Raw genomic sequence first — 24,287 nt, forward strand, 5'->3', positions numbered from 1 at the left:
GCTTAGGCGGGGCCGCCCGGGCCATCGACGACGAGGCGCTTGCCCGCGGACCACACGGTGAACGCCTCGTAGCCGAGCTCGTCGTAGAAGCCGCGCACCGCCTCGTTCTCAGGCCGCACCATGAGCTGCACCTTCGGACACCCCATGGCCTCGAGCAGGCGCTCGGACTCCGTGACGAGCAGGCGCCCGATGCCGAGCCCGCGGTGAGACCGAGCCGAGGCCGCGGTGTCCGTCGTAACCGGCCATCACGGTGCCGACGACGGCTTCCGCCGTCCCGTCGACAGGCTGATCGACGGCCACGAGGAACAGTTCGGGCTGCACGGTGAGTTTCCGCCTGATGTCGGCACGCGGGTCGTTCCAGGGACGGGTGAGACCGGCCTCGTGCCAGAGCCGGATGACGGCTTCTTCATCGGCGAGCGCGAATGCGCGCACGGTGATGCTCACTGTTCCTCCCCTTCCGACCGGGGCGCTGCCTCGCCCGGTCCGGCCACCGCCCCGATGAGGGACGCCGCGTCGACCTCGCGGGCGTCGACCCACCGCACGCTCTCATAGCGCTTGAACCACGAGACCTGCCGGCGCGCGTAGCGCCGCGTGAGGGCCTGCGTCTCGGCGATGGCCTCGTCCTCGCTCAGGTCGCCGCGCAGCTGCGCGAGTGCCTGCGCGTAGCCGATCGCCCGACCCGCCGTCACACCGCGTTCGAGGCCCTGCCGTCGCAGCGCCTCGACCTCGTCGAGCAGCCCGGCAGCCCACATCCGTTCCACGCGCACGTCGAGCAACGGGACGAGCTCGTCGCGCGGTACCGCCGTGCCGATGATCCGCGTCCGCGGCATCCAGAGCACCGGCGCCTCGGGCAGGGCTCCGCCATGCGTCTGTCCACCCGATGCCAGCACCTCGAGCGCGCGCACGATGCGGCGGCCGTTCCGCGGGTCGATGCGATCGGCCGCCTCCGGGTCGGCCGCGCGCAGGCGCGCGAACAGATGTCCGGCACCGTGTCGCTCGAGTTCGTCCTCGAGAACCGCGCGCAACCGCTCGTCGCGCGGCGGGAAGCGGAAGTCGAACAGGACGCTCGACGCATACAGCCCGGAACCGCCGACGAGGATCGCGTGGGCTCCGCGGCCGTGGATCGCCGAGATGGTGCGGCGCGCGACCTCCTGGTACCACGCGACCGCGGCCTCCTCGGTGACGGCGAGCGCATCGAAGAGGTGGTGCGGGATGCCGCGACGCTCGGTCTCGGGGAGCTTCGCCGTCCCGATGTCCATGCCGCGGTACAGCTGCATCGCGTCGACGTTGACGACCTCGGCCGGGCGGCCGCGTGCGGCGAGCGCTGCGGCGAGGTCGAGGGAGAGACCCGTTTTGCCGGTGCCCGTCGCCCCGACGACGGCCCACAGGATCGGCGCTCCGGCAGCCTCGCTGCCACCGGCGCCCGGGCCCGAAGCTGTCGTCACACGCCGACGCGCAGGGACGGCAGCCCCAGCGAGACGGAGCGCGGACCGCCATCCGACGAGGCCGGAGCCGGCACGCCGCACGACTCGGCCAGCGAACGGTCCCACGCGTCGCCGGCTCGGGTACGGCGGACGCGCAGCGGCGAGCCGTCCGTGCTGTCGGCCAGCAGGTGGAAGGGGGCTGCGTGCGTCACCGTCACCGTCACGACATCCCCCGGTCGCGGGGTATCGGAGCCCTCCGGCACCTCGAAGTGCACGAGGCGGTTGTCTTCTGCGCGCCCCGTGAGCCGGTGCGTCTCGGCGCCCTTCTTGCCGTCGGCCGACGAGACCAGCACCTGGACCTCACGGCCGAGCTGCTTCTGGTTCTCCTCGAGCGCGATGCGGTCCTGCAGCGCGACGAGGCGCTCGTAGCGCTCCCGCACGACGGCCTTGGGCACCTGGTCGGGCATCGTCGCGGCGGGTGTGCCCTCGCGGATCGAGTACTGGAAGGTGAATGCGCTCGCGAACCGGGACTGCTCGACCACCCGCAGGGTGTCTTCGAAATCGGCGTCGGTCTCGCCGGGGAACCCGACGATGATGTCGGTCGAGATCGCCGCGTGCGGGATGCGCTCGCGCACGCGGTCGAGGATCCCCAGGAATCTCGAGCTGCGGTACGACCGGCGCATCGCCTTCAGGATGCTGTCGGAGCCCGATTGCAGCGGCATGTGCAGCTGCGGCATGACCGCCGGCGTCTCGGCCATGGCGTCGATGACGTCGTCGGTGAACGCCGCCGGATGCGGACTCGTGAAACGGATGCGCTCGAGGCCGGGGATCTCCCCCGCTGCGCGCAGGAGCTTGCCGAACGCCTGTCGGTCGCCGAACTCGACACCGTAGCTGTTCACGTTCTGGCCGAGGAGGGTGACCTCGATCGCCCCGTCGTCGACCAGCAGACGGATCTCGTTCAGGATGTCGCCGGGACGGCGGTCCTTCTCCTTGCCGCGAAGGTGCGGCACGATGCAGAACGTGCACGTGTTGTTGCATCCGACCGAGATCGACACCCAGCCGCTGTAGACCGAGTCGCGCTTCGTCGGGAGAGTCGAGGGAAAGGTCTCGAGCGATTCGAGGATCTCGAGCTCGGCCTCGCCGTTGTGCCGCGCTCGCTCGAGCAGGCCCGGGAGGGCCCCCATGTTGTGCGTCCCGAAGACGACGTCGACCCACGGCGCCTTCTGCTGGACGGCCGCCTGGTCCATCTGCGCGAGGCATCCGCCGACGGCGATCTGCATACCGTCGTGCTTGTCTTTGCGCGACTTCAGGTGCCCGAGGGTGCCGTAGAGCTTGCCGGCCGCGTTGTCGCGCACCGCGCAGGTGTTGATGACGATGACGTCGGCCTCGGTGCCGGGATCAGCCGGGAGGTATCCGGCGCTCTCGAGCGAACCCGACAGGCGCTCGGAGTCGTGGACGTTCATCTGGCAGCCGAAGGTGCGCACCTCGTACGTGCGCGGGCGGCCGTCGGCGGCGCGCGCCGCGAGCGACGGCGCGATGAGGGTGGGTGCGCTCGAGGGAGTCGACATGATTCCCTCATTCTACGATCGGCTGCCCGGAGTCCCGCCGATTCACCTGTCCGCGCTCGTCCGGCCCGGGACCAACTGCACACAGCGAGAGCGGACTCAGTGCCAGCTCAGTAGCCGCTCCGCGCTTGCTCATTGGCTCTGCTCTCGCGGTCTGGCTAAGTTGAGCAGAGACAGCGTGAAACCGGGGGAGCATCGCGGGACCATGATGGACGATCGATTCGGATGGCCCACGTCGGGAAGGACGGGCAGAACGGCCTCCTCCACAGCGGAGCGCGACGTCCTCATCGGGGCGAGCAGGGATGCGCGCGCCTTGACCGACGCCTTGATTCGAGGCGCATCGACCGTGCTGGTCGGTCCTCTCGGGTCGGGCAAGACCTTCCTCATGCAGCACGTCGCCGAGGCGCTCGCCACCCGGTCGGTGTCGCCCGTGATCCTCCGAGGAGCAACGGCACTCGCAGACGTCGAGTACGGGGTCGTGAACGCGTCATCCGACCCCCGGGCGTCCGAGCTGAGGGAGGGCACGCTCGAGCGCCGCATCGTGCTCATGGTCGACGACGCGCAGCACCTCGACTCCGCGTCGGCCGAGGCCGTCGCTCGTGCGGTCCATCGCGAGCAGGCGGCGGTGCTGGTGGCGCTCTCCGAGCCGCGCATCCCCTCTTCTCGCAAGCTCGACACGGCGGGTCATCGTCTTGCCGATCTGTGGCTCGATGGGACGGCCGAGCGGCTGGACCTCGGCGGCTTCACCCCGGAGGAAGGATCGCGCCTGTTCGCCGAATTCACGTCGAACCAGCCTTTCGACGGTGTGACCCGCGCGGCGATCATCTGGCAGGCCGACGGTTCTCGCCTGTTGCTTCGAGCCCTCGCTGATCACGCTGTTGACGCCGTCTCCCGCGGCGAAGATCCGATACGCGCGATCGACGACGCCCCGCCCAGCAGCAAACTCGCCGCAGCTCTGAGCGCACACATCCGCGGCGTCGACGACGCCGCCCTCCAGGCACTCGTCCTGGTCGGCCACGCGCCAGGCATCGCCTTGGGCGACGCGGCGAGATTCGTCCCGACCGCCGTCCTCCATCATTTGCGAAGCGCAGGCATAGTGCAGGACGACCGCAGCCTGGCACACCGCCTGACCGCCAATCGCGCGGTCGCGCGCGCCGCCGCGCGCGCAATCGGTGCCAGCCGAGCCGAGGCACTCGTCCGCGAGGCGACGGACCGCATGATCGAGGATGGCGGCCAATGGTGGAATGGACCGCTGGCGCGGCTGGTCGCCGAGCGGTGGATACGCGGGTCGGGCAGTCCCGCCCGCCTCGCCAACGTGTCCGCCGACCTGATCGTGCGTGTACTCGCCGACGCCGCACGCCTCGCCAACGACGAGGGTGACGCCGGGTCGGCTGCGGCATACGCCGCCTGGGCGGGCGAGCACGCCTCCACACCGGTCCTCGCGCTTGAGGAGAATCTCGCTCACGTCGTGCTGGGGGCGAAGCGCACCAGTCGCCTCAGCCTGCACGCGCTCCCCTCCCATGGCCAACGGAGGACGCTCACCGCAGCGTTGGCGCTCGCGCTGCAGTTCGACAGCTCGCCTCGCCCGCAACCCGACGCTGGCGAGGCGGCAGAGGTCACGGTCGACAACGCCCTCGCCGATGCACGCAATGCCATCAGCAGAATGGAGATCGGACGAGCCGACAGCGTTCTCCGCTCCGTGCGTGCGCACCCGGATCTCGACCACGCCGACCGGATAGACACGGAGCTGCTGGCCGCGACCGTATCGGCGTACCTGGGCCGCGAACAGGATATGCGACGTGATCTACGGTCGGTCGATTGGCTGCTGCGCAGCGGCGGGCGCCGCGGCTCGGCCGCAGAACTGCTCGCTGCTCGCTGCCGGGACCTCGCTGCGCGAACGACGGCAGGGGTCGACGACACCGACGTGCTCGCGCAGCTGGACGCCGAGCGTCGACTCGCAGTGCACACCGGTGACACGAGTCTCGCGCTGGCAGGCGTCGCTTCCGTACTCACGCTCCTCCGGCGGGGGCACGTGCTGGAGGCGCGCATCGAGCTTCTCGCGGCTCTTCGGCGCAGCCCGATCAACGGGGGCGAGGGGCAAGGCCTCATCGTCCTCGAGACCGCGCTCGGACTCGCCCTGTACGGGCATGTCAGCGAGGCCCGACACCTCATGGACACAGTGGCACCGCTCGAAACGCCGACACCATTGTTCGAGCATATGGAGCACGCGACGCAGGCCACGATCGAGCTCGCCGAGGGACGATGGGATCACGCTCGGCGGTCCGCCGCCCAGGCGTGGGTCATCAGCAGCCGCACCGATGCCGTCATGCTTCAGACCCGGACGCTGCACCGTCTCATCGTGGTGGGGCATCCGGACGCCGGTACGGCGCTGCGCGATCTGCGCGCACTCGTCGCGGGCATTCCGTCGGATGCAGCACGGATGATCCTGTCGAGCGCCGAGCAGGCTGCTCGGAGCAACGAGATGACGGTCCCGGCGGCGCTCCTTCACCTGCGACTCGACCTGTGCCCGCCGCAGCTCCTCCCCGACCGGGCCACGCACGGATTTCCCGAATCCGCGGGATCACAGAACACGCTCACGCCACGCGAGCTCGAGATCGCAGGGCTCGTGCGCCGGGGCTTCTCGAACCGCCAGATCGCGAACGCCCTCTTCCTGTCGGTGCGGACGGTCGAGTCCCACATCTATCAAGCGCGCTCCAAGATCGGGGCTCGAAGTCGCCAAGATCTCGGTGCCCTCATCGCTCCAGACAACCGGGACCACCAGAACTCCCGCCGAACGTGGGCGTGACTCGCGGAATGCACGATCCTCTCGCTTCCGGCGAGCCGGAGCCAGCTTCGTGTCGCCCTCAGGCCAGGTCCGCCAGCGCCTGACGGGCGGCATCAAGCGCCACCGTCCCCCGGAAACCACGCCGTGCCAGCTGTCCGTGCAACCGCCGAAGTGCGACGTCGTGATCGAGCCCCGACATCCCGCGCGCGCGCTGCCGAGCGAACTCGAGCGCGCGCTCGGCCTCGTCGTCGGGTAGCGACGCCATGGCGATGTCGATGACCTCGCGGTCGAGGCCGCGACGAGACAGGGTCTGCGCGATCGCGGTGGCGCCTTGCGCCTTGCGCCCGAGCGCCCCGTCGAGCAGTTGCTCCGCCAGCCGACTGTCATCGAGATAGCCGTTGTCGAGGAAAGCGGCGATGACGGCATCGGCGTCAGCCTCGGCGAGTTCCGCCTCGCGCAGGACGTCGCGAGCCTCGCGCACGGACAGCGACCTGCCGCGCAGGCGTTTGAGCAGCGTGCGCTCGGCACGCGCGCGCACGGCGGCATCGTCCGCGGGGGCTTCGTCAGCGGACCTCACCGCTGCCGGCTCGACGGGAGCCGGTCGAACCGCGGGCGACGGACGGGAAGCAGCTGTTCGCGGTTCGGTGGTCCAGGTGGTGTGCCACTTCTGGCCGTCATCCGGGACGCGCGCGCTTCGCGGGCGAGGCGCCGACGGGGCGGCATCCGCTTGCCCGAAGAGCGGGATGACGGGGGCGAGGCGCTCGGCCTCGCCCCCGTCGTGATCCGTAGCGCTCACGCCGGGCGGCGCGCCGCGAGGTCGTCGCCCTGGACCGGAGCAGGGGCAGCGGGCTGACCGATATCGAGCTTCTGCTTGATCTTGTTCTCGATGTCGGCGGCGATGTCGGCGTTCTTGATCAGGAAGTTGCGGGCGTTCTCCTTGCCCTGACCGAGCTGCTCACCGTCGTACGTGTACCAGGCGCCCGACTTCTTGACGATGCCGTGCTCGACACCGAAGTCGATCAGGCTGCCCTCGCGAGAGATCCCGACGCCGTAGAGGATGTCGAACTCGGCCTGCTTGAACGGCGGCGCCATCTTGTTCTTGACGACCTTGACGCGCGTGCGGTTGCCGACCGCTTCGGTACCGTCCTTCAGCGTCTCGATACGGCGGATGTCGAGGCGAACCGACGCGTAGAACTTCAACGCCTTACCGCCGGCGGTCGTCTCGGGCGAGCCGAAGAAGACACCGATCTTCTCGCGCAGCTGGTTGATGAAGATGGCCGTCGTCTTGGTCTGGTTCAGGCCACCGGTCAGCTTGCGGAGCGCCTGCGACATGAGGCGTGCCTGCAGACCGACGTGAGAGTCGCCCATCTCGCCCTTGATCTCGGCCTCGGGAACGAGCGCAGCGACGGAGTCGATGACGACGAGGTCGATCGCCCCGGAGCGGATCAGCATGTCGGCGATCTCGAGCGCCTGTTCACCTGTGTCGGGCTGCGAGACCAGCAACGCGTCGATGTCGACGCCCAGCTTCTGAGCGTAAGACGGGTCGAGCGCGTGCTCGGCGTCGATGAACGCGGCAATACCGCCCGCACGCTGCGCGTTGGCGATGGCGTGCAGGGTCAGCGTCGTCTTACCCGATGACTCGGGTCCGTAGATCTCGATGATGCGGCCACGCGGGAGACCTCCGATGCCGAGAGCGACGTCGAGGGCGATCGACCCCGTCGGCACGACCTCGACGGGCGCGCGCTCGTCGGAGCCGAGGCGCATGACCGATCCCTTTCCGAACTGACGGTCGATCTGGGCGAGGGCCGATTCGAGGGCCTTCTCGCGGTCAGCGGGTGATGGCATGGCGTGCTCCTTATGCTCGCGTTTCCGACGCCTGTAGGCTGTCGCGCTCCCGGCTCGGTGCCGGGATGCTGCGACAAGGCATGGTGTGTCTCTCGACGCTGTCCACGGTACGGAGGGCCTCCGACATTCGTCGGCTACCGGGCCGTATCCGGGGATCCTCGACGGGATGAACCACCTGTGCAGGACACTACGCCCGTTTCGAAAGAATATTCGACGACACGCCGCAACATCCGGTTCAGCATCGAACACGCACGGCGTCGGCGACCGCACGTGGGACCGTCAGCGTTCCCGCGGATCCAGCCGCCCGACCCCGTAACGTCGGGGCTCGGGTACGTCGGCCTCGACGCACAACGCGAGCCATACGGCGCGAGGCGGCTCGCCGTCGGCCAATGCCTGGCGCGCGGTGCGGTCGCCCAGCGGCCCCAGCGCGAGATCGTCGATCAGAGCAGGACCGCGGCCGGCGAACTCCGCCTCGACGGCGCGATCGAATTCACTGCGACGCATCGGACCGCGCGAAGCTCAGTGCAGCGAGAGCTCGGGTGCGATGAGGTCGTTGTCGAGACCCGCGATGTCGTCGGGCACGACATCCGAGAGCACCGGCAGCCCCTCCAGCACGGAGATGCGGTCGCCGACTTCGCGCATGATGCTCGAGATCGGCACGTCGAGGGCTTCGGCCACCGCGGCGAGGATCTCGCTCGATGCTTCCTTCTGACCGCGCTCGACCTCGCTCAGATAGCCGAGCGCGACGCTGGCGCGGCTGGCCACCTGCCGGAGCGTGCGACCCTTCTGCAGGCGGAGGTCACGCAGAACATCGCCGATCTCCTGTCGAACCAAGATCATCTCGGACCCCCTCCTTCGTCGTGGTGCTGGCTTGTCCCGGGTGGACAACGGTATCTCATCAGCACGCCACCCTAGCCCGCACCTGCTGTGGGTCGGATGAGAGTTGACATGCGCTGCTCACGATGACAAGAACCGCGATCGCCGCTCGTCTATTCCGTCACAGCGCGTCGAGCGCCAACCGGATCGCCCGGGCGGTGGCCTCCGCGCGGATCTGCGCACGGTCGCCCCCGAGGTGCAGGCTCTCGACCCGCACACCGAGCGCCGTCGCCACCGCGATGTGCACCGTTCCGACGGGCTGTCCATCAGGTGAGCCCGGTCCCGCAATACCGGTCGTGGCGATGCCGACATCCGCCACTGCATCGCCCGGCCCGAGCGCGGCGCGCGCACCCTCGGCCATCTGACGCGCGACCCGCGGGTGCACCGCCCCATGCGCCTCGAGCAGTGCGCCATCGACGTGGAGCAACCGCTGCTTCAGCTCGGTCGCATAGGCGACGACTCCGCCGCGCACCACCGACGACGCTCCCGAGACCGCGACGAGCTCGGCGACCACGAGTCCGCCTGTCAGCGACTCGGCCACGGCGAGCGTCCACCCCAGCTCGCCGAGTCGCTCGATGAGGCGCTCAGCGTCGGTGCGCCGACCCGGCGAGACGAGTGTCGCCTCGACATCATCCGGGAGGTCGTGGACATGCTCGCGCGCCGTCACGATCCCACTCCGCTCCGTCGCGCGCCGCGGACGGCGGTGATGACGTAATCGATGCCGCTCGCGACGGTCAGCAGCACGGCGATCCACATCGCGATGCCGTTGACCACGTGGATCCAGTCGCCGACGATCGTCCACAGCGGCAGGAGGGCCAGTGACAGTGCGATCGCCTGTGCGACGGTCTTGAGCTTGCCCATCCACGCCGCGGCGACGACGTGATCGCCCGCGACGATGAGCCGATGCACGGTGATGCCCAGCTCGCGCACGAGCACGATGATGGTGACCGCCCAGGGAAGCTCGCCGAGCATCGAGAGCCCGATGAAGGCCAGGCCGGTCAGAACCTTGTCGGCGATCGGATCGAGCAGCTTTCCGAGATCCGTGACGATGCGGTACTTGCGGGCGAGGTACCCATCGATGCCGTCCGTCGCGATCGCTACGATGAAGAGCACGCCGGCCCACCAGCGCAAAGCGCCGTCCGCTCCCCCGTCGACCAGCAGCAGCCAGAGGAAGACGGGGGCGCACAGGATGCGCGCGATCGTGATCGCGTTGGGCAGTTGCCGAGGGATCGCCACGGAGCCGAGCCTATCCGTCAGTCGCGTCCGGTGAGGCCCCAGGCGTCTTCGGAGGCGTCGTCACCGTCGACGACCTCCAGCCCCTCGAACTGCGCTTCGACGGGGTCGACGGCGCCGCCGGCGGGAGCGGCAGCCGCGGGAGCCGGCGGGTCCTCTCCCCGCAGCCGTGCCAGGACGGCCGGCAGCTGGTCGGGGGTGACGAGGACGTCACGCGCCTTCGAACCCTCCGAGGGCCCGACGATCTCGCGAGATTCGAGGAGGTCCATGAGGCGTCCGGCCTTGGCGAACCCGACGCGCAGCTTGCGCTGCAGCATCGACGTCGACCCGAACTGGGTCGACACGATCTGCTCGGCGGCGGCGAGCAGCAGCTCGAGGTCGTCACCGATGTCGGCGTCGATCTCCTTCTTCTCGGCGACCGCGGCCACGTCGGAGCGGTACTCCGGCTGGGCCTGGCCCTTCACGTGTGCGACGACCTTCTCGATCTCCGACTCCGCCACCCACGCGCCCTGCACACGGATGGCCTTGGACGTGCCCATCGGCAGGAAGAGGGCGTCGCCCTGACCGATGAGCCGGTCGGCGCCGGGCTGGTCGAGGATGACGCGGGAGTCCGTGACGCTCGTGACGGCGAACGCGAGCCGTGACGGCACGTTGGCCTTGATGAGGCCCGTCACGACGTCGACCGACGGTCGCTGGGTCGCGAGCACGAGGTGGATGCCGCTGGCGCGTGCGAGCTGGGTGATGCGGACGATCGAGTCCTCGACGTCGCGCGGAGCAACCATCATGAGGTCGGCGAGCTCGTCGACGACGACCAGGAGGTAGGGGTACGGCTTGAGCACGCGCTCGCTGCCCGCCGGGAGCTGGATCTCACCGGCCACGACGGCCTTGTTGAAGTCGTCGATGTGACGGAAGCCGAAAGACGCGAGATCGTCGTACCGCATGTCCATCTCTTTCACGACCCACTGCAGCGCCTCGGCCGCCTTCTTCGGGTTCGTGATGATGGGGGTGATCAGGTGCGGCACGCCGGCGTAGCTCGTGAGCTCGACGCGCTTGGGGTCGATGAGGACCATCCGGACGTCGGTGGGCTTCGCCCGCATCAGCAGGCTCGTGATCATCGAGTTCACGAAGCTCGACTTACCCGATCCGGTCGAACCGGCGACGAGCAGGTGAGGCATCTTCGCGAGGTTCGCGACGACGAATCCGCCGCCGACATCCTTGCCGACGCCGATCGTCATCGGGTGGGTCGACGAGGTCGCGGCGTTCGAGCGCAGCACGTCTCCGAGCGTGACGATCTCGCGGTCGGTGTTGGGGATCTCGACGCCGATCGCGCTCTTCCCGGGGATGGGCGCGAGGATGCGAACCTCGTTCGAGGCGACGGCGTAGGCGATGTTGTTCGTCAGGGCCGTGATCTTCTCGACCTTGGTGCCGGGCCCGACCTCGATCTCGTACTGCGTGACTGTCGGCCCACGCGAGAACCCGGTGACCTTGGCGTCGATCGAGAACTGCTCGAAGACACCGGTGATGGCCCGCACGATCGCGTCGTTCGCCTCGGACCGCGTCTTGGCGGGGGTGCCGGCGCCGAGTGCCGCGACGGCGGGCAGGCGGTACGGCGTCGCCGGGGGCTGACCGTGGAAGTCGCCGCCGAGGCCGGTGAGCCCGGGCAGCTCTTCGATCTCACCGGTGTCGTGGTCATCGCGCACGGCGGTGTCGGCCGGCCGGCCGGAACGGGCGGCCGTGGCCGCCCGCTCGATGACGGAGGGGTCGATGATCTCGGTCGGCGCGTCGGGAAGCGGGGGCGGCGTGGCGACGGCCTGCTCGAATCCGCCGGCGACAGAACCGGCGACGGAGGGGCCGAGAAGCTCGGTGAGGTCCTGCGACGCACTGCCGTCGTCGGGATCCTCCTCGCGGCCGCTCTTGTTGCGACGCCACCACGGCAGCGCGTCTTCGTCCTCGTCGTCGTCCACTTCCGCGGGCGTCGCCTTCTTGCCCTTCTTCGGCGAGAAGGCGACGGTCGGAGCGTCGCCATCGGGGTCGGCGGCCGGACGCTCGGCGCCGAACATCCAGGCGTACAGGTCGCCGAGGCGGCTGCCGATACGGTTCGGCGGCGTCTTGGTGAGGATGAGGATGCTGAGGACCGTGACGAGACCCAGGACGGCCGCAGCCCCGTAGACGGTGAGAATGGTCAGCGGCTCCCCCACGGCCCATCCGAACAACCCGCCCGACGCGCTCAGCTCGAGCGCACCGGCCTTGGGCTCGGGGCGCGTGCCGAAGACATGGCAGAACCCCGCCACAGAGAGGATGAACAGGCCGAAGCCGATGCCGATACGCCCGTTGTCGTTGACCGACGCGGGATGCCGGAACAGCCAGCCCGCGAGGAAGAGCAGCAGCACCGGCATGATGAACGCCTCACGACCGATGAGGAAGCCCACCGTGTAGGCGCTCACGAGCGTGCCGGCCTCGGTTCCGATCATGAACCATTCGACCGCCGCGCCCGCGATCGCGAGCAGCACGAGGAGGAAGGGCAGCCCGTCGCGACGCTGGTCCTTCTCGAGCGTCTCGGGTCCGAATGCACGGAACATTCCGCCCGTGGCGTGGGCGAGCCCCATCCAGGCGCGCGCGATCACCGGAGGCCGGTCGGCCTCGTCGACGTATCGCTTGGGTGTCGGTTCGCTCTTGCGGGCGCGCGAGGTCGAGGTCTTCGCCGGTGCGCGGCGTCCGGAGGGCGCGTTCGTGCTCCTGGCCATTCCTCCACGGTACGCGGGGGTTCCCCCATTACCGCGGAACGACGCGGGTCAGGCCTCGATGACGACCGGGACGATCATCGGGCGACGTCGGAGCGACTGGTTCACCCAGCGGCCGATCGTGCGGCGGACGACCTGTGAGAGCGCGTGGTTGTCTCGCGTCCCCGATTGCACGGCCTCCGCGAGCGCAGCCGCGATCTTCGGCTTGACGCCCTCGAACACCGCGTCGTCCTCGGCGACACCACGCGCGTGGATGTCCGGGCCGCTCACGACTCGTCCCGTCTTGCCGTCCACGACGACGATGACCGAGATGAAGCCTTCCTCGCCCAGGATCCGACGGTCCTTGAGATCGGCGTCGGTGATCTCGCCCACGGTCGAGCCGTCGACGTACACGAAACCGATGTCGAGCTGGCCGACGACCTCCGCGACGCCGTCCTTGAGGTCGACGACGGTACCGTTCTCGGCCAGGATCGTGCGATCCTCCGGAACGCCGGTGTCCTGCGCGAGTTTCGCGTTCGCCATCAGGTGACGGTACTCCCCGTGCACCGGGAGCACGTTGCGCGGCTTGAGGATGTTGTAGCAGTACAGCAACTCGCCCGCGGCGGCGTGTCCCGACACGTGCACCTTGGCGTTGCCCTTGTGCACGACGTTCGCGCCGAGCTTGGTCAGCCCGTCGATGACGCGGTAGATCGCGTTCTCGTTGCCCGGGATCTGGCTCGACGCCAGGATGACGGTGTCTCCCGGCCCGGGCTCGATCGCGTGCTCGAGGTTGGCCATGCGCGAGAGCACGGCCATCGGCTCGCCCTGGGAGCCCGTCGACATGTAGACGATGCGATCGTCGGGCAGGTCCTTGGCCTTCTTGTAGTCGATGAGCACGCCGTCGGGGACGTTGAGGTACCCCAGGTTCTCGGCGATGGTCATGTTGCGGACCATGCTGCGGCCGAGGAAGGCGACGCGGCGACCGTTCGCGGCCGCGGCATCCACGACCTGCTGCACGCGGTGCACGTGGCTCGAGAAACTGGCGACGATGACACGGCGCGGCGACTTGCTGATGACCTGGTCGAGAACGGGACCGATACCGCGCTCGGTCGGCGTGAAGCCGGGGACGTCCGCGTTGGTGGAGTCGACGAGGAACAGGTCGACGCCCTCCTCGCCCAGTCGCGCGAAGGCACGCAGGTCGGTGATGCGGCCGTCGAGCGGGAGCTGATCCATCTTGAAGTCACCCGTCGCGAGGACGAGCCCCGCGGGGGTACGGACGGCGACCGCGAGCGCGTCGGGGATCGAGTGGTTGACCGCGATGAACTCGAGGTCGAACGGGCCGACCTGCTCCTCCTGCCCCTCGGTGACCGTCAGGGTGTAGGGGCGGATGCGGTGCTCCTTGAGCTTCGCCTCGATGAGGGCGAGCGTGAGTCCCGAGCCGATGAGGGGGATGTCACCCTTGAGCTTGAGCAGGTAGGGAACCGCCCCGATGTGGTCCTCGTGGCCGTGGGTCAGGACGACACCGACGATGTCGTCGAGGCGATGCTTGATCGGCTCGAAGTCGGGCAGGATCAGGTCGACGCCCGGCTGGTGCTCCTCGGGGAAGAGCACGCCGCAGTCGACGACGAGGAGCTTGCCCTCGTACTCGAAGACGGTCATGTTCCGGCCGACCTCGCCGAGGCCTCCGAGCGGGTACACCCGCAGCGTTCCGGGTTCGAGAGCGGGCGGGCTGAAGACGTTCGTGGGCATTGGCACGCTTCCTCGGGACGCCGACCTATGCGGCATCCTCATTTGTTTTCGTCTAGCGGGTCGTCCCGTGCACCTTGGGCAGGGCACCGCCGGCGGCGGCGTTACGGTCGGGACGGAAGTTGGAGAAGTCGGCGCCGGGGACGCCCGAGACGAGGGCGAGCTCGTCCTCGATGATGGCGGCCTCCCACTCTTCGGGGCCGACGAGGGGCAGCCGCACGCGTGGGCTCGAGATGCGGCCCAGACCGTGCAGGATGTACTTCGCACTCACGGTGCCCGGGACGTGCGTCATGACGGCGCGCACGAGGGGCTCGAGGCTTTTGTGCGCCGCGGTCGCCGCGGCGAGGTCGCCCCGGTTCACCGCGTCGACGATCGTGCGGTACGGGGTCGCGGTGATGTTCGCCGTGACGCCGATGAGGCCGCTCGCGCCGATGGAGAGGTGCGGCAGCACGTTGGCGTCGTCACCGGAGAAGTACATGAGGTCGGTCTGGTTCAGCACGCGGCTGACCTCGCTGAAGTCGCCCTTCGCGTCCTTGACCGCCAGGATGTTGGGGTGCTTGGCGAGGCGCAGGATCGTCTCGTACTTGATCGGAACACCCGTGCGTCCGGGGATGTCGTAGAGGATGACCGGCAGGTCGGTCGCATCGGCGACGAGGCGGAAGTGCGTCAGGATGCCGGCCTGCGTGGGCTTGTTGTAGTACGGCGTGACGATCATGATGCCGTCGGCGCCGGCCTTCTCGCTGGCCTTGTACAGCTCGATCGCGTGCGCGGTCTCGTTCGAGCCACCGCCCGTGATGATCTTCGCGCGACCGGCGGAGACCGACTTGCCGACCTCGACGAGGCGGAGCTTCTCGGGGTCGGTGAGCGTGCTCGTCTCGCCCGTCGTACCGGTGACGACGATGCCGTCGGCGCCGGCGGTGATGACGTCGTCGATGTGCTTCTCGACGGCGGGCCAGTCGACCTCACCGTCGGCGGTCATGGGAGTGACCAGCGCGACGAGGACCTGTCCGAAGGGATTGCCCGAGTGCGTCATGGTCTCAGGGTATCGGTTCCGCCTTTGCATCGCGTATGACCGACGGGCTGACTCCTGGTCGCCGATACGTTCGCAGGACCGGAGGTGCTGGTGGCGGCATGGCAGCGCCGCGAGGCGACATCCGCCCCGCCGGTCCGACGGATGTATCGCGACTGCGTCAGCGGCGTCGGCGGATCGCGTCGAGACGCGCGAGGACGGCTCGCTCGACGCGGGGCCAGTCGAAGACGACGAGGGCATAGTCGAAGCGCAGAGTCTCGTAGCCGATCGCCGCCGCTTCGGCGTCGCGCACGAGATCCTTGTGCCGCAGCGACGTGCCCTCGTGGTTGAGACGGCCGTCCACCTCTATGATGAGGCACCCCGCGACGAGGAAGTCGACCCGCCCCACGCCCGGGATGAGCACCTGACTCTCGACGGAGATGCCCAGCCGCGAGAGGCGCAGCCGCAGGAGGGACTCGAGCCCGCTGTCGGCATCGGGACGAGCGAGATCGACGAGGTATCGGAAGCGGGCCGGGAGCGCCAGGCGCACCTCCGCCCGGTCTGCGCGCGTGAGCAGGCCGAGCCGCCACGCCGACTCGAACGCCACGAAGAACACCTCCGCACCGAGGCATGAGGCCGCCTGCACGAGCGCGTGGACGAGCGAGACGGCACCGAATGCCGCTGGGTCCCCGTCGTGATGCGTGACGCAGCGGCATCCCGGGTGCGCGTGCACCCGCCCTGCACGCCCGACCCGCACGTGCAGGCGTCCCTGCGGCTCGAGCACCCACACGCCGCGCCGTCGCAACGCCGAAGCGCAGCACACCTCGCCGCCGTGGGCAGCGGCTTCGAGGACAGCCGGCTCGGCATCCGGAACCGCGTAGACACCGTGCCGGACCCTGATGAGCGCGCCCCTCTCGACCGCCCGCGCCAGCTGCAAACGAGTGACGCCTCGCGAGGTCAACCAGCGCGACCGCACGCACCCGCCCATCGCACGGATTCTCGTGGCCAGTTCGTATCCGGTCATTCACCGACGTTCGCCGCGAACGCGATCTCGTCGCTCCGGACATCGGCCGTCTGTGGAGGGAGCGGACCCGCTGCGGACTGGGGAGGAGCGCCGAGCGACCTCGAGTCGGATACAACCGTCGGACTCGCGGTGCAGGATGCGCCTCAGGGGCCGGCCGACGCGACACCAGCCCCGCCGGTCCGACAGATGTATCGCGGGGCGAGGGGCCCCCTAGGGTAGCGGCATGGCGTGGACGACGCGAAGCACCCGCACGACGTACGAGAACCGGTGGATCTCCGTTCGCGAGGACGAGGTGACCGGGCCGGCGGGAGACGGAATCTACGGCGTCGTCGAGATGCGGCATCCGGCCGTCTTCGTCGTGGCCGTCGACGAGCAGGACCGAGTCTGCTTCGTGGAGGTCGACCGCTACACGACGGGGCGTTCGCTCGAGGTGCCGGCGGGCGGGACTGACGGCGAGGAACCGCTCGTGGCTGCGAAGCGCGAACTGCTCGAGGAGACGGGCCTCGTAGCCGCCTCGTGGGAGGCCATCGGCCGGATGAATGCGCTCAACGGCATCGCGGTCGCCCCGGAACACGTCTTTCTCGCGCGCGGCCTCGCCGAGGCGGAGGACGCGGCGTCATCCCAGCGGGAAGAAGGCATCGAGCGCGTCGTGTGGATCCCGTTCGCCGAGGCCGTGCGTCAGGTCGCCGAGGGACGGATCGACGACGGCGAGACGGTCGCGGCGCTCGCGTACGCGGGCATCAGCCTGGGCCGATTCGTCTGAGTCGGTCCCGCGACGTCGCCCTCCGACCCGTCAGGGAGCGACGCGGCCGTTGGCGTTGAATGCCGCATGCGTGAGCGGCATGAGCTCGCGCCAGAAGGTCTCCATCTTCTCGGCGCACATCTCGATCTCGCGCTGCGGGAACGACGGGAAATGCGTTCCCTCGACCTTGGTCCGCAGCGACAGGAAGTTCATCAGCGAACGGGCGTTGACCGTCACGTACATCGACGAGTAGATGTTCAGCGGCAGCACGATGCGTGCGACCTCGCGGGCGACGCCGGCATCCAGCATCCGCCGGTAGGCCTCGTACGCCTGGATCGACGCCTGGCGCGTGCTCTCGTCGACGACGGCGAACTGCTCGTCGGTGCCGGGCAGGAACTCGTACGCGCCCGGCTTGCCGACCTGGTTGAGATTGCGCTCCCGGGCGGGGACGTAGAACACCGGGCGCAGCTCGCGGTAGCGGCCGGACTCCTCGTTGTACGAGGCCATGCGGTGCCGCATGAACTCGCGGAACACGAAGATGGGCGCCTGCACGTAGAAGGTCATCGAGTTGTGTTCGAAGGGCGAGCCGTGGCGGTCGCGCATGAGGTAGTTGATGAGGCCGCGATCGCGACCGGAGGCCTCGGTGCCGGCGGCCGCGGCATCCAGGGTCTGCTCCCCCTGCGTCGACACGCGAGCCGCGAACAGGACGTCCGAGTCGGCGGCACTCGAGCGGATGAGCTCGACCGTCACATCGCTGCGGAACTCGATCTCGGGGCTGGTCGGGGTCTGCTCGGCGTCGCTCACACTCTCAGATTACCCCCGGCGCCCGAGTGCTTCCGGCTCCCCCCGAAGGTCTACTCTGGGCTGTTGTGGAACTCATGGCGGTGGCGGTCGTCCTGGCCTGTCTGTTAGCGGTAACAGGCGGGATCGGAGTCTTCCTGCGGTGGCGCGCCTCACGGCCCTATCCCATCCCGCGTTTTGATGTCGTCGACCCGCGTCGACTCGGCGCCGACCCCGATGCCCTCGGTCGAACGGCGACGCTCCTGCAATTCAGCAGGGAGACCTGCCACCGGTGCCCCGCGGTGCATCGCACGCTCTCGGAGATGGCCCGGGAGACCGACGACGTCGTCCACCTCGACATCGACGTGACCGACCGCCCCGACATCGCGCGTCGATTCCAGATCGCGCAGACGCCCACCACGCTCGTCCTCGACGGACGGGGGGTCGTGCGGACCAGATTCGGCGGCGCACCGCGACGGGATGTCGTGCACCTCGAGATCCTGCGACTGCGGGCCGACTCCGCCTCGGTCTGAGCCCGCCGACGGACCCTGTCAAGACGTTCCGACGGGCGGCCGACCGACTTAGGCTCGACGCGAGCGCACACCGCGCCGTCTCGATACGGCACCCGAGGTGCCATCTGCGAACAGGAGAGTCATGAGCGTCACGAGCGAAGCAACCACCAGCTGGAAGGGCAGCCTCACGGAGGGGTCGGGACAGATCGCCCTCGAGAGCTCGAACCAGGGCCCGTTCGAGGTCAACTGGAAGGCGCGCAGCGAAGGCTCCAGCGCGGTGACCACCCCCGAGGAGCTGATCGCCGCCGCCCACTCCTCCTGCTTCTCGATGGCTCTCTCCCACGCTCTGGCCGAGAACGGCACGCCGCCCGAGTCCGTTGAGACGACGGCATCGGTCACCTTCATCCCGGGCACCGGCATCACCGGCTCGCACCTGAACGTCAACGCCGTGGTCCCGGGCCTGTCGGCCGAGGACTTCGACCGGCTGGCCCAGGAGGCCAAGAGCGGATGCCCCGTCTCAGCCGCCCTCGCGGGCATCGAGATCACCCTCGAGGCGACGCTTGGCTGATCAGGGCTCGGCGGGCCGTGTCGTCGTCGCGGGTGCGTCCGGTCTGATCGGACGCGCCCTCGTCGACGCGCTGCGCGGTGACGGGATCGAGGTCACGCGTCTCGTCCGCCGCTCCCCTGTCGCCGCCGACGAGGTTCAATGGTTCCCCGGAGAGCGCCCGCTCGACCCCGCGGTGCTCGACGGGGCCCGCGCCGTGGTGGGGCTCAACGGCGCGAGCATCGGTCGCTTCCCGTGGACCCGTTCGTACAAGCACGAGCTCGTGTGGTCGCGGCTGCTCCCGACCGAGACGCTCGCAACAGCCGTCCGCGCGCTCGGATCGGATGCGCCGGTGTTCTTGTCGTCATCGGCCGTCGGCTACTACCCGACCCGGCCCGGCGTCCGCATGACCGAGACCGCGCCGCGCGGCGACTCGTTCCTCGCCGATCTGTGCGGGGAGTGGGAGGCGGCTGCACTGACCGCTCGTGAGCACGCGCGCGTGGTCCTCCTGCGGACGGCGCCGGTCGTGCATCCCGAAGGCGTGCTGAAGCCGCTCATGCTGCTGACCCGAGCGGGTCTGTCGGGACCGATCGGTCGAGGCACGCAGGTGTGGCCCTGGATCTCGCTCGTCGACGAGGTCGCAGCCATCCGTCACCTCATCGACGCCGACGTCGCCGGTCCGGTCAACCTCACCGGGCCGACGCGCGCGACGGCCAACGACCTGGGCTTCGCTCTGGCCATGAGGATGAACCGCCCATACCTGGTCCGCGCTCCCGAGTGGGGGCTCCGCCTCGTCCTCGGACGCGATGCGACCGAGGCGCTGCTGACCAACGACACCGACGTGGCTCCAGCGGTCCTGCAGAAGTCGGGCTTCGTCTTCACGCATGAGCGCGTGGAGGACGCTATCCGCGCCGTCGTCCCGCCGCGCTGAATCAGGCGTTGCGCTCGGCTCGCTCGAGGGCGATCGCCGTACGGACCGCCTGTCGTGCGCGCCGGCGGTCGCCGGCGCCGTCGTAGGCGAGGCCCAGCCGGAACCACGCTCGCCAGTCCTCGGGCGCCTGCTCGACCGCTTCTCGGTAGCGCGGGAACAGGGCGTCGGCCTCGGCGCGGTCCGGTCGGCCGCTCGGAGCGAGATCGATGGTCTCCACGGGAAGCGCCGCCTCCTGCTCGAGCCGCTTGCCGAGCCGCGACGCGCTCGCGCCGAACACCAGCTCGCGCCATAACGCCCATGCGGCGATGACCGGAAGGACGATCAGCGCGACGCCCATCGCGATGCCCACGGGCTCGCCGGACATGACGAGCAGCACGGCGCGTTGCGCGACGAAGACGATGTAGATGGCGAGCAGCGCCGCCATGATCAACGCCAGGATGCGGGCGCTCATGCTCCGGTGGCTCGCGCGACCTGACCCGGGACGTCGCCCTCGTCGGTCGGCGCGTTCTCGTTCGTCGCGGCGGGCGGCCGGATCCCGATGTCGATGAAGCTGTCGAGCCCGACGGTGATGCCCCGCGCGTCTCGGGCGGCGTCGAGCGCGATTCGGATGCCGGGCTCATAGGCTCGCGCGGGCTCGATCGTGTCGTGCACGATCGACAGGGCCTCGCCCGGGCCCGAGAGGATCGTCTCCTGGCGGGCGATGACGCCGGGCCGGCGCAGCGAATGGATCGGGACGCTGGCGACCTTCTGTCCGCGGGCGCGCTGGTCCGCGTGGGGCGACTCGACCGGACCGACGCCGGTGCGGGCAGCGGCGATGAGCTCGGCCGTGCGGACTGCGGTACCGCTCGGAGAGTCGACCTTGGTGTCGCGGTGCGCCTCGATGATCTCGATCGAGGGGAAGAGCGAGGCGGCTGCAGCGGCGAGGGCGCTGCCGACGACCGAGCCGAGCGAGAAGTTGGGGATGAAGACGACTCCGACGCCCGCAGCATCCGCAGCGGGGCGGATCTGCGCGATCCGCTCCTGCGACCAGCCCGACGTGCCGACGAGCACATTGAGGCCGCGCTGGATGGCTGCACGCACGACATCCGTCGACACGGCCGGGGTCGAGGCGTCGACGACGAGGTCGGCGCCGTCGAGCTCGTCGAGGCTGCTGCGGCTCGTCAGGACCGCCGAGATCTCGAAGCCCTCCGACGCCTCGATGACGTCTCGGATGATGCCGCCGAGCTTTCCGGTGCCGCCCACGAGGGCCACGCGCGTGGTCATGACCACCAGCCTACGCGGGCGCGAACTGCATGAACGTGTCCCAAGCGAGCTTCACGACGAGGATCGACAGCACGACGAGGAACACGATCCGCACGAAGCCGCTGCCGTTCTTCGTCGCCATGCGAGCGCCGATGAACCCGCCCGTCATGTTCGCCGCCGCCATGACGACGGCGAGCAGCAGGAGGATCTCGCCGTGCACCCCGTAGACGAGGAGCGCTGCGAGATTCGTGGTGAGATTGGCGATCTTGGCGTTGACGCTCGCCTGGAGGAAGCCGTATCCGAGCACGGCGACGAGCAGGATGACGAAGAACGAACCGGTGCCGGGACCGAGGATGCCGTCGTAGAAGCCGACGACGATTCCGATGAGCGCCGAGCGCCACACGATCGCCGCACGCGACTCGTGGCGCGGCTCGTGGTTCAAGCCCATCTTGGGTTTCAGCAGCGTGTAGATCGCGACCGCCACGACCGCGACCAGCACGATCGGCGTCAGCAGTTCCCGCGGGACGTAGCGCGACAGCGCGGCCCCCACGGCCGACCCCCCGAATGCGCCGGCCACAAGCGGCACGAGGAGGACCAGTTGCACGCGGATGCGGCGCAGATAGACCCAGCTGGCCGAGAGCGTGCCCGCGAAGGACGACAGCTTGTTCGTCCCGAGGATGAAGGGCGTCGCGACATCCTTGGGCACGCCGATGACGAGGGCGGGGAGCTGGATCAGCCCTCCCCCGCCGACGACCGCGTCGACCCAGCCGGCCACCCCGGCCGCGACGATGAGGAAGATCAGCGCGGAGACGGAGACGGGAAGCCAGTCGGCGAGCAGAGGACCATCGAGCACCGATCGATTCTCCGGTTCGGTGCGCGCCGCGTCCAATCGGCAGGAGCCGGGCTCGCGCCGCGGATCAGCCGTGCATGTTGCTGAAGAACGCCGTCTTCGCTCGGGTGTAGTCGTCGTAATCGGCCTTGCCCGCGTTCGCAGCCGACAGTCGGCGCTTGAGGTCCTGATAGTGAGCGCTGAGCACGGGGTCGGCACAGAGGGCGTCGCGGAATCGCACCGTCTCGCGCGCCCATGGCGAATCGGAGCGGCGCACGTGCAGGATCACGTCGGCGCCGCGCGCGACGAACAGCCGCTTCTCCCAGACCTCATCGGGAACGTCCTCGGCACCACGCGGGATGTCGCGGCTGACACCGGGAGAATCAGGCCGAGACCCCCACTCGCGACGGAAGCCCACAGGTCCCAGTCGCGCGCTGAGCTCGTCCTCGGCCGGCAGGGGAAGGATGCTGACCTGGAGATCGATGATCGGCTTGGCGTCGAGTCCCGGTACCGCGGTCGACCCGATGTGGTCGAAGCGGGCGGCGTCGACTCCCGGCAGCCCGACGAGAGCGTTGTGGACGCGATCGAGGATCGCCCGCGCCTCGACGGCCCACGCGGGATCATGCGGCTGAAGCTGCGCGGGGTTACGGGGCTCTTCGGCGGGCGCCTCGGCCATCGGCTCAGACGGGAAGGATGTCGGGAAGGCCGGTGCGCAGCTCGACAGGGAGGTGCGAGAGGTCGTTGTGCGAGACCATCGTCCAGGGGCGGCCGGGGCGCTGCGCGAGCACGGTCAGCCCGCAGTGAGCCTGGTTGATCGTCAACCACCGCCAGTCAGGTGCCTGCAGCACCTCGCGCACGAACCAGGCGATGACGAAGTTGTGGGTGATCAGCAGTTCGTGGGCGTCGGGCTTGCGTGCGAGGAACTCCCCCACCGCATCCGCCATCTGCGCTGCGCCCGCCTCGGTCTCGGCCTCGGTGTACGACCCGAAGAAGGGCTCGTAGGCGGCGGGCGTATCGGGCGTCATACCGGTCGGGACGCAGTCGAACAGCAGAGACGACGCCTGCGGAGCCAGGGCCGGCAGGCGCTTGGCGACGGCGCGCGCCGTCTCTTGGGCGCGCTCGAGCGGCGAGTGCCAGACGGCGTCGAGGGGCACGCCGGAGATGCGATCGGCCAGCAGCTCGGCTTGACGGCGTCCACGCGGCGAGAGCGGGCCGTCTTCGAGACCGTGCTCGGCATCCTGATGCTCTCCGTGGCGCACGAGGTAGAGATACTGCGTCACAGAAGCTCGATTCGAAACGATGAACAGGGCGCCATCCACCCTACGTCACCCCTCCGACAAGAGCTCCGCGGGGTCACAGATCGGCTCACTCCACGGCGCGCGCGATCTCCGCGAGGTGCGAGCGACCGAGCCGGGCGCCGACACCCTGCACGAGCTGGTCGACGTGCGCGGGCCGGCTCGCATTGACGATCGGCGCCGTGACGACGCGCTGCGCGAGGAGCCAGGAGACCGCGATCGCTGCCGTCGAGACCGACAGCTCCTCCGAGATGCGGTCGAGCGCCTTCAGCGTCCGGGCGCCGCGACGGTTCATCCATGCGGCGAGCTGCGAGCCGCGCACGGATGACGACAGACCGGAACGATCGCGATGGCTCCCGGTGAGGTAGCCGTGCTCGAGAGCCTGCGAGGGCGTCACCGCGAGGCCCTGGGCGCCGGCGATGAGACGCAGGTCACCGTCGAACTCCGACCGGTGCAGCAGGTTGTAGGGAACATCCAGTGCGGCGAAACGCGGGTACCCCGCCGAGGACAGGATGCGGGCCTCGACGAGCTGCATCGCGGTGTATCCGGCCGCTCCCAGCGCTCCGACCTTCCCGCTCTCGACGAGCCATTCCGCCGTCGCGAGAGTGTCTTCGAGCGCCGTGACGCCGTCGGTCGCGGCATCCAGGTACAGCAGGTCGATGCGATCGATGCCCAGCCGGCCGAGCGACGCCTCCACCGACCGTACGAGATTCACCGAGCCGAGCCCAGGATTGTCGGGGTTGCCCCCCACCCGCACCGTGACGACGATGTCGTCGCGGTTTCCCCGACTGGAGAGCCAGCGGCCGATGATGTGCTCGCTGCGACCCGAGGCGTAGCCGTCGGAGGTGTGCAGGGCGTTGCCGCCGCGCTGCACATAAGCGTCGAGGACGGCGTGGCTCGCTGCGAGATCGATGGTCCACCCGAACTCGGAGCCGCCGAGGATGAGGGGGAAGATCCGCTTGCCGGTCTCGGCCAGGTCGACGCGGATGTCGGCGCCCACGGGCTTGCCGTGCACCGGGATCGGGCTGGAGGGATGCACGGCCGCGGCGGGCGCACCAGCGGCTGCGACCTGAGCCACCCGGTCCCCCGACATCACACACCTCCGTCGACACCGAGGAATCGCGGGGCGCGGCTCCTCGGCGCGCACTTCGAGAGTAGGACACCCCGCACCGGTGGGCGCGTATT

At 69.5% G+C, this 24,287-nt stretch carries 26 protein-coding genes; 5 read left to right on the plus strand and 21 right to left on the minus strand.

Features of this window, described 5'->3' with window-relative positions; translation table 11 throughout:
* Positions 1-2: 2 nt before the first annotated feature.
* Genes ACI2K6_RS04395 through miaB form a run of 4 tightly spaced genes read right to left on the minus strand, consistent with a single transcriptional unit; the run spans position 3 to position 2,992 of the window.
* Positions 3-191, minus strand: coding sequence for a GNAT family N-acetyltransferase (locus tag ACI2K6_RS04395; protein WP_404568575.1), 189 nt, complete (start codon positions 189-191; stop codon positions 3-5).
* Positions 109-444 carry a hypothetical protein gene (locus ACI2K6_RS04400; protein ID WP_404568162.1) on the minus strand — a complete coding sequence of 112 codons (336 nt, stop codon included), beginning with the start codon at positions 442-444 and terminating at the stop codon, positions 109-111. The genes ACI2K6_RS04395 and ACI2K6_RS04400 overlap by 83 nt, the downstream gene beginning before the upstream one ends.
* Positions 441-1,445 (minus strand): tRNA (adenosine(37)-N6)-dimethylallyltransferase MiaA, encoded by a 1,005-nt coding sequence (gene miaA, locus ACI2K6_RS04405; protein WP_404568163.1) that lies wholly within the window; start codon positions 1,443-1,445, stop codon positions 441-443. Before miaA ends, ACI2K6_RS04400 begins: the two co-directional genes overlap by 4 nt.
* Entirely contained in the window at positions 1,442-2,992 is a 1,551-nt protein-coding gene (gene miaB, locus ACI2K6_RS04410; protein ID WP_404568164.1) for a tRNA (N6-isopentenyl adenosine(37)-C2)-methylthiotransferase MiaB, read from the minus strand. Before miaB ends, miaA begins: the two co-directional genes overlap by 4 nt.
* Positions 2,993-3,335: 343 nt before the next feature.
* Between miaB and ACI2K6_RS04415 the strand changes: the two genes are divergently transcribed.
* The gene (locus tag ACI2K6_RS04415; RefSeq protein ID WP_404568165.1) at positions 3,336-5,795 is read left to right on the plus strand and encodes a LuxR C-terminal-related transcriptional regulator; all 2,460 of its coding nucleotides are present in this window, start codon (positions 3,336-3,338) and stop codon (positions 5,793-5,795) included.
* A 58-nt stretch (positions 5,796-5,853) separates the two neighbouring features.
* Here the strand turns inward: ACI2K6_RS04415 and ACI2K6_RS04420 are convergent, their stop codons facing one another.
* The 10 genes from ACI2K6_RS04420 to ACI2K6_RS04465 form a co-directional block, all read right to left on the minus strand.
* On the minus strand, positions 5,854-6,351 hold the full coding sequence (locus ACI2K6_RS04420; protein ID WP_404568166.1) for a regulatory protein RecX: 498 nt from the start codon (positions 6,349-6,351) through the stop codon (positions 5,854-5,856).
* Between the two features lie 215 nt (positions 6,352-6,566).
* Positions 6,567-7,619, minus strand: coding sequence for a recombinase RecA (gene recA, locus ACI2K6_RS04425; protein ID WP_274177548.1), 1,053 nt, complete (start codon positions 7,617-7,619; stop codon positions 6,567-6,569).
* A 279-nt stretch (positions 7,620-7,898) separates the two neighbouring features.
* Positions 7,899-8,123 (minus strand): DUF3046 domain-containing protein, encoded by a 225-nt coding sequence (locus ACI2K6_RS04430; protein ID WP_112613755.1) that lies wholly within the window; start codon positions 8,121-8,123, stop codon positions 7,899-7,901.
* 15 nt (positions 8,124-8,138) lie between these two features.
* Entirely contained in the window at positions 8,139-8,459 is a 321-nt protein-coding gene (locus ACI2K6_RS04435; RefSeq protein ID WP_112613753.1) for a helix-turn-helix domain-containing protein, read from the minus strand.
* A gap of 157 nt (positions 8,460-8,616) precedes the next feature.
* On the minus strand, positions 8,617-9,162 hold the full coding sequence (locus ACI2K6_RS04440; RefSeq protein ID WP_114587978.1) for a CinA family protein: 546 nt from the start codon (positions 9,160-9,162) through the stop codon (positions 8,617-8,619).
* Positions 9,159-9,731, minus strand: coding sequence for a CDP-diacylglycerol--glycerol-3-phosphate 3-phosphatidyltransferase (gene pgsA, locus ACI2K6_RS04445; RefSeq protein WP_404568167.1), 573 nt, complete (start codon positions 9,729-9,731; stop codon positions 9,159-9,161). Before pgsA ends, ACI2K6_RS04440 begins: the two co-directional genes overlap by 4 nt.
* A gap of 17 nt (positions 9,732-9,748) precedes the next feature.
* Positions 9,749-12,472, minus strand: coding sequence for a DNA translocase FtsK (locus ACI2K6_RS04450; RefSeq protein WP_404568168.1), 2,724 nt, complete (start codon positions 12,470-12,472; stop codon positions 9,749-9,751).
* A gap of 48 nt (positions 12,473-12,520) precedes the next feature.
* Positions 12,521-14,197: a ribonuclease J gene (locus ACI2K6_RS04455; RefSeq protein ID WP_269266686.1), complete on the minus strand. Its 1,677-nt coding sequence runs from the start codon at positions 14,195-14,197 to the stop codon at positions 12,521-12,523.
* 52 nt (positions 14,198-14,249) lie between these two features.
* Entirely contained in the window at positions 14,250-15,227 is a 978-nt protein-coding gene (dapA, locus tag ACI2K6_RS04460) for a 4-hydroxy-tetrahydrodipicolinate synthase (RefSeq protein WP_112613743.1), read from the minus strand.
* Positions 15,228-15,384: 157 nt separating this feature from the next.
* Positions 15,385-16,227, minus strand: a complete 843-nt coding sequence (locus ACI2K6_RS04465) for a type IV toxin-antitoxin system AbiEi family antitoxin domain-containing protein (RefSeq protein WP_282502284.1) — start codon at positions 16,225-16,227, stop codon at positions 15,385-15,387.
* A 223-nt stretch (positions 16,228-16,450) separates the two neighbouring features.
* Between ACI2K6_RS04465 and ACI2K6_RS04470 the strand changes: the two genes are divergently transcribed.
* On the plus strand, positions 16,451-16,990 hold the full coding sequence (locus ACI2K6_RS04470; protein ID WP_282502283.1) for an NUDIX hydrolase: 540 nt from the start codon (positions 16,451-16,453) through the stop codon (positions 16,988-16,990).
* Positions 16,991-17,020: 30 nt separating this feature from the next.
* On the opposite strand, the gene thyX is transcribed toward ACI2K6_RS04470, so the two are convergent.
* The gene (gene thyX, locus ACI2K6_RS04475) at positions 17,021-17,773 is read right to left on the minus strand and encodes an FAD-dependent thymidylate synthase (protein ID WP_112613737.1); all 753 of its coding nucleotides are present in this window, start codon (positions 17,771-17,773) and stop codon (positions 17,021-17,023) included.
* 74 nt (positions 17,774-17,847) lie between these two features.
* Between thyX and ACI2K6_RS04480 the strand changes: the two genes are divergently transcribed.
* The 3 genes from ACI2K6_RS04480 to ACI2K6_RS04490 all read left to right on the plus strand — a co-directional run bounded on the left by ACI2K6_RS04480 (position 17,848) and on the right by ACI2K6_RS04490 (position 19,736).
* Positions 17,848-18,282, plus strand: coding sequence for a thioredoxin family protein (locus ACI2K6_RS04480; protein ID WP_181574138.1), 435 nt, complete (start codon positions 17,848-17,850; stop codon positions 18,280-18,282).
* 121 nt (positions 18,283-18,403) lie between these two features.
* Positions 18,404-18,829 (plus strand): OsmC family peroxiredoxin, encoded by a 426-nt coding sequence (locus ACI2K6_RS04485; RefSeq protein ID WP_023951786.1) that lies wholly within the window; start codon positions 18,404-18,406, stop codon positions 18,827-18,829.
* Positions 18,822-19,736, plus strand: a complete 915-nt coding sequence (locus tag ACI2K6_RS04490; protein WP_114587983.1) for a TIGR01777 family oxidoreductase — start codon at positions 18,822-18,824, stop codon at positions 19,734-19,736. The genes ACI2K6_RS04485 and ACI2K6_RS04490 overlap by 8 nt, the downstream gene beginning before the upstream one ends.
* Before the next feature lies 1 nt (position 19,737).
* Here the strand turns inward: ACI2K6_RS04490 and ACI2K6_RS04495 are convergent, their stop codons facing one another.
* From ACI2K6_RS04495 to ACI2K6_RS04520, 6 genes are all read right to left on the minus strand, one after another.
* Entirely contained in the window at positions 19,738-20,187 is a 450-nt protein-coding gene (locus ACI2K6_RS04495; protein WP_282502280.1) for a tetratricopeptide repeat protein, read from the minus strand.
* Positions 20,184-20,999: a 4-hydroxy-tetrahydrodipicolinate reductase gene (gene dapB / locus ACI2K6_RS04500; protein ID WP_282502279.1), complete on the minus strand. Its 816-nt coding sequence runs from the start codon at positions 20,997-20,999 to the stop codon at positions 20,184-20,186. The genes ACI2K6_RS04495 and dapB overlap by 4 nt, the downstream gene beginning before the upstream one ends.
* 10 nt (positions 21,000-21,009) lie before the next feature.
* On the minus strand, positions 21,010-21,831 hold the full coding sequence (locus ACI2K6_RS04505; RefSeq protein WP_112615043.1) for a TSUP family transporter: 822 nt from the start codon (positions 21,829-21,831) through the stop codon (positions 21,010-21,012).
* 64 nt (positions 21,832-21,895) lie between these two features.
* Positions 21,896-22,483: a GrpB family protein gene (locus ACI2K6_RS04510; RefSeq protein ID WP_282502278.1), complete on the minus strand. Its 588-nt coding sequence runs from the start codon at positions 22,481-22,483 to the stop codon at positions 21,896-21,898.
* 4 nt (positions 22,484-22,487) lie between these two features.
* Positions 22,488-23,087: a histidine phosphatase family protein gene (locus tag ACI2K6_RS04515; protein WP_112613727.1), complete on the minus strand. Its 600-nt coding sequence runs from the start codon at positions 23,085-23,087 to the stop codon at positions 22,488-22,490.
* Between the two features lie 85 nt (positions 23,088-23,172).
* On the minus strand, positions 23,173-24,195 hold the full coding sequence (locus tag ACI2K6_RS04520; RefSeq protein WP_112613725.1) for an aldo/keto reductase: 1,023 nt from the start codon (positions 24,193-24,195) through the stop codon (positions 23,173-23,175).
* Between the last annotated feature and the right edge of the window lie 92 nt (positions 24,196-24,287).

This window comes from Microbacterium sp. NPDC006705 (genome assembly GCF_044903545.1).
GTDB classification, from domain to species: Bacteria; Actinomycetota; Actinomycetes; order Actinomycetales; family Microbacteriaceae; genus Microbacterium; species Microbacterium plantarum.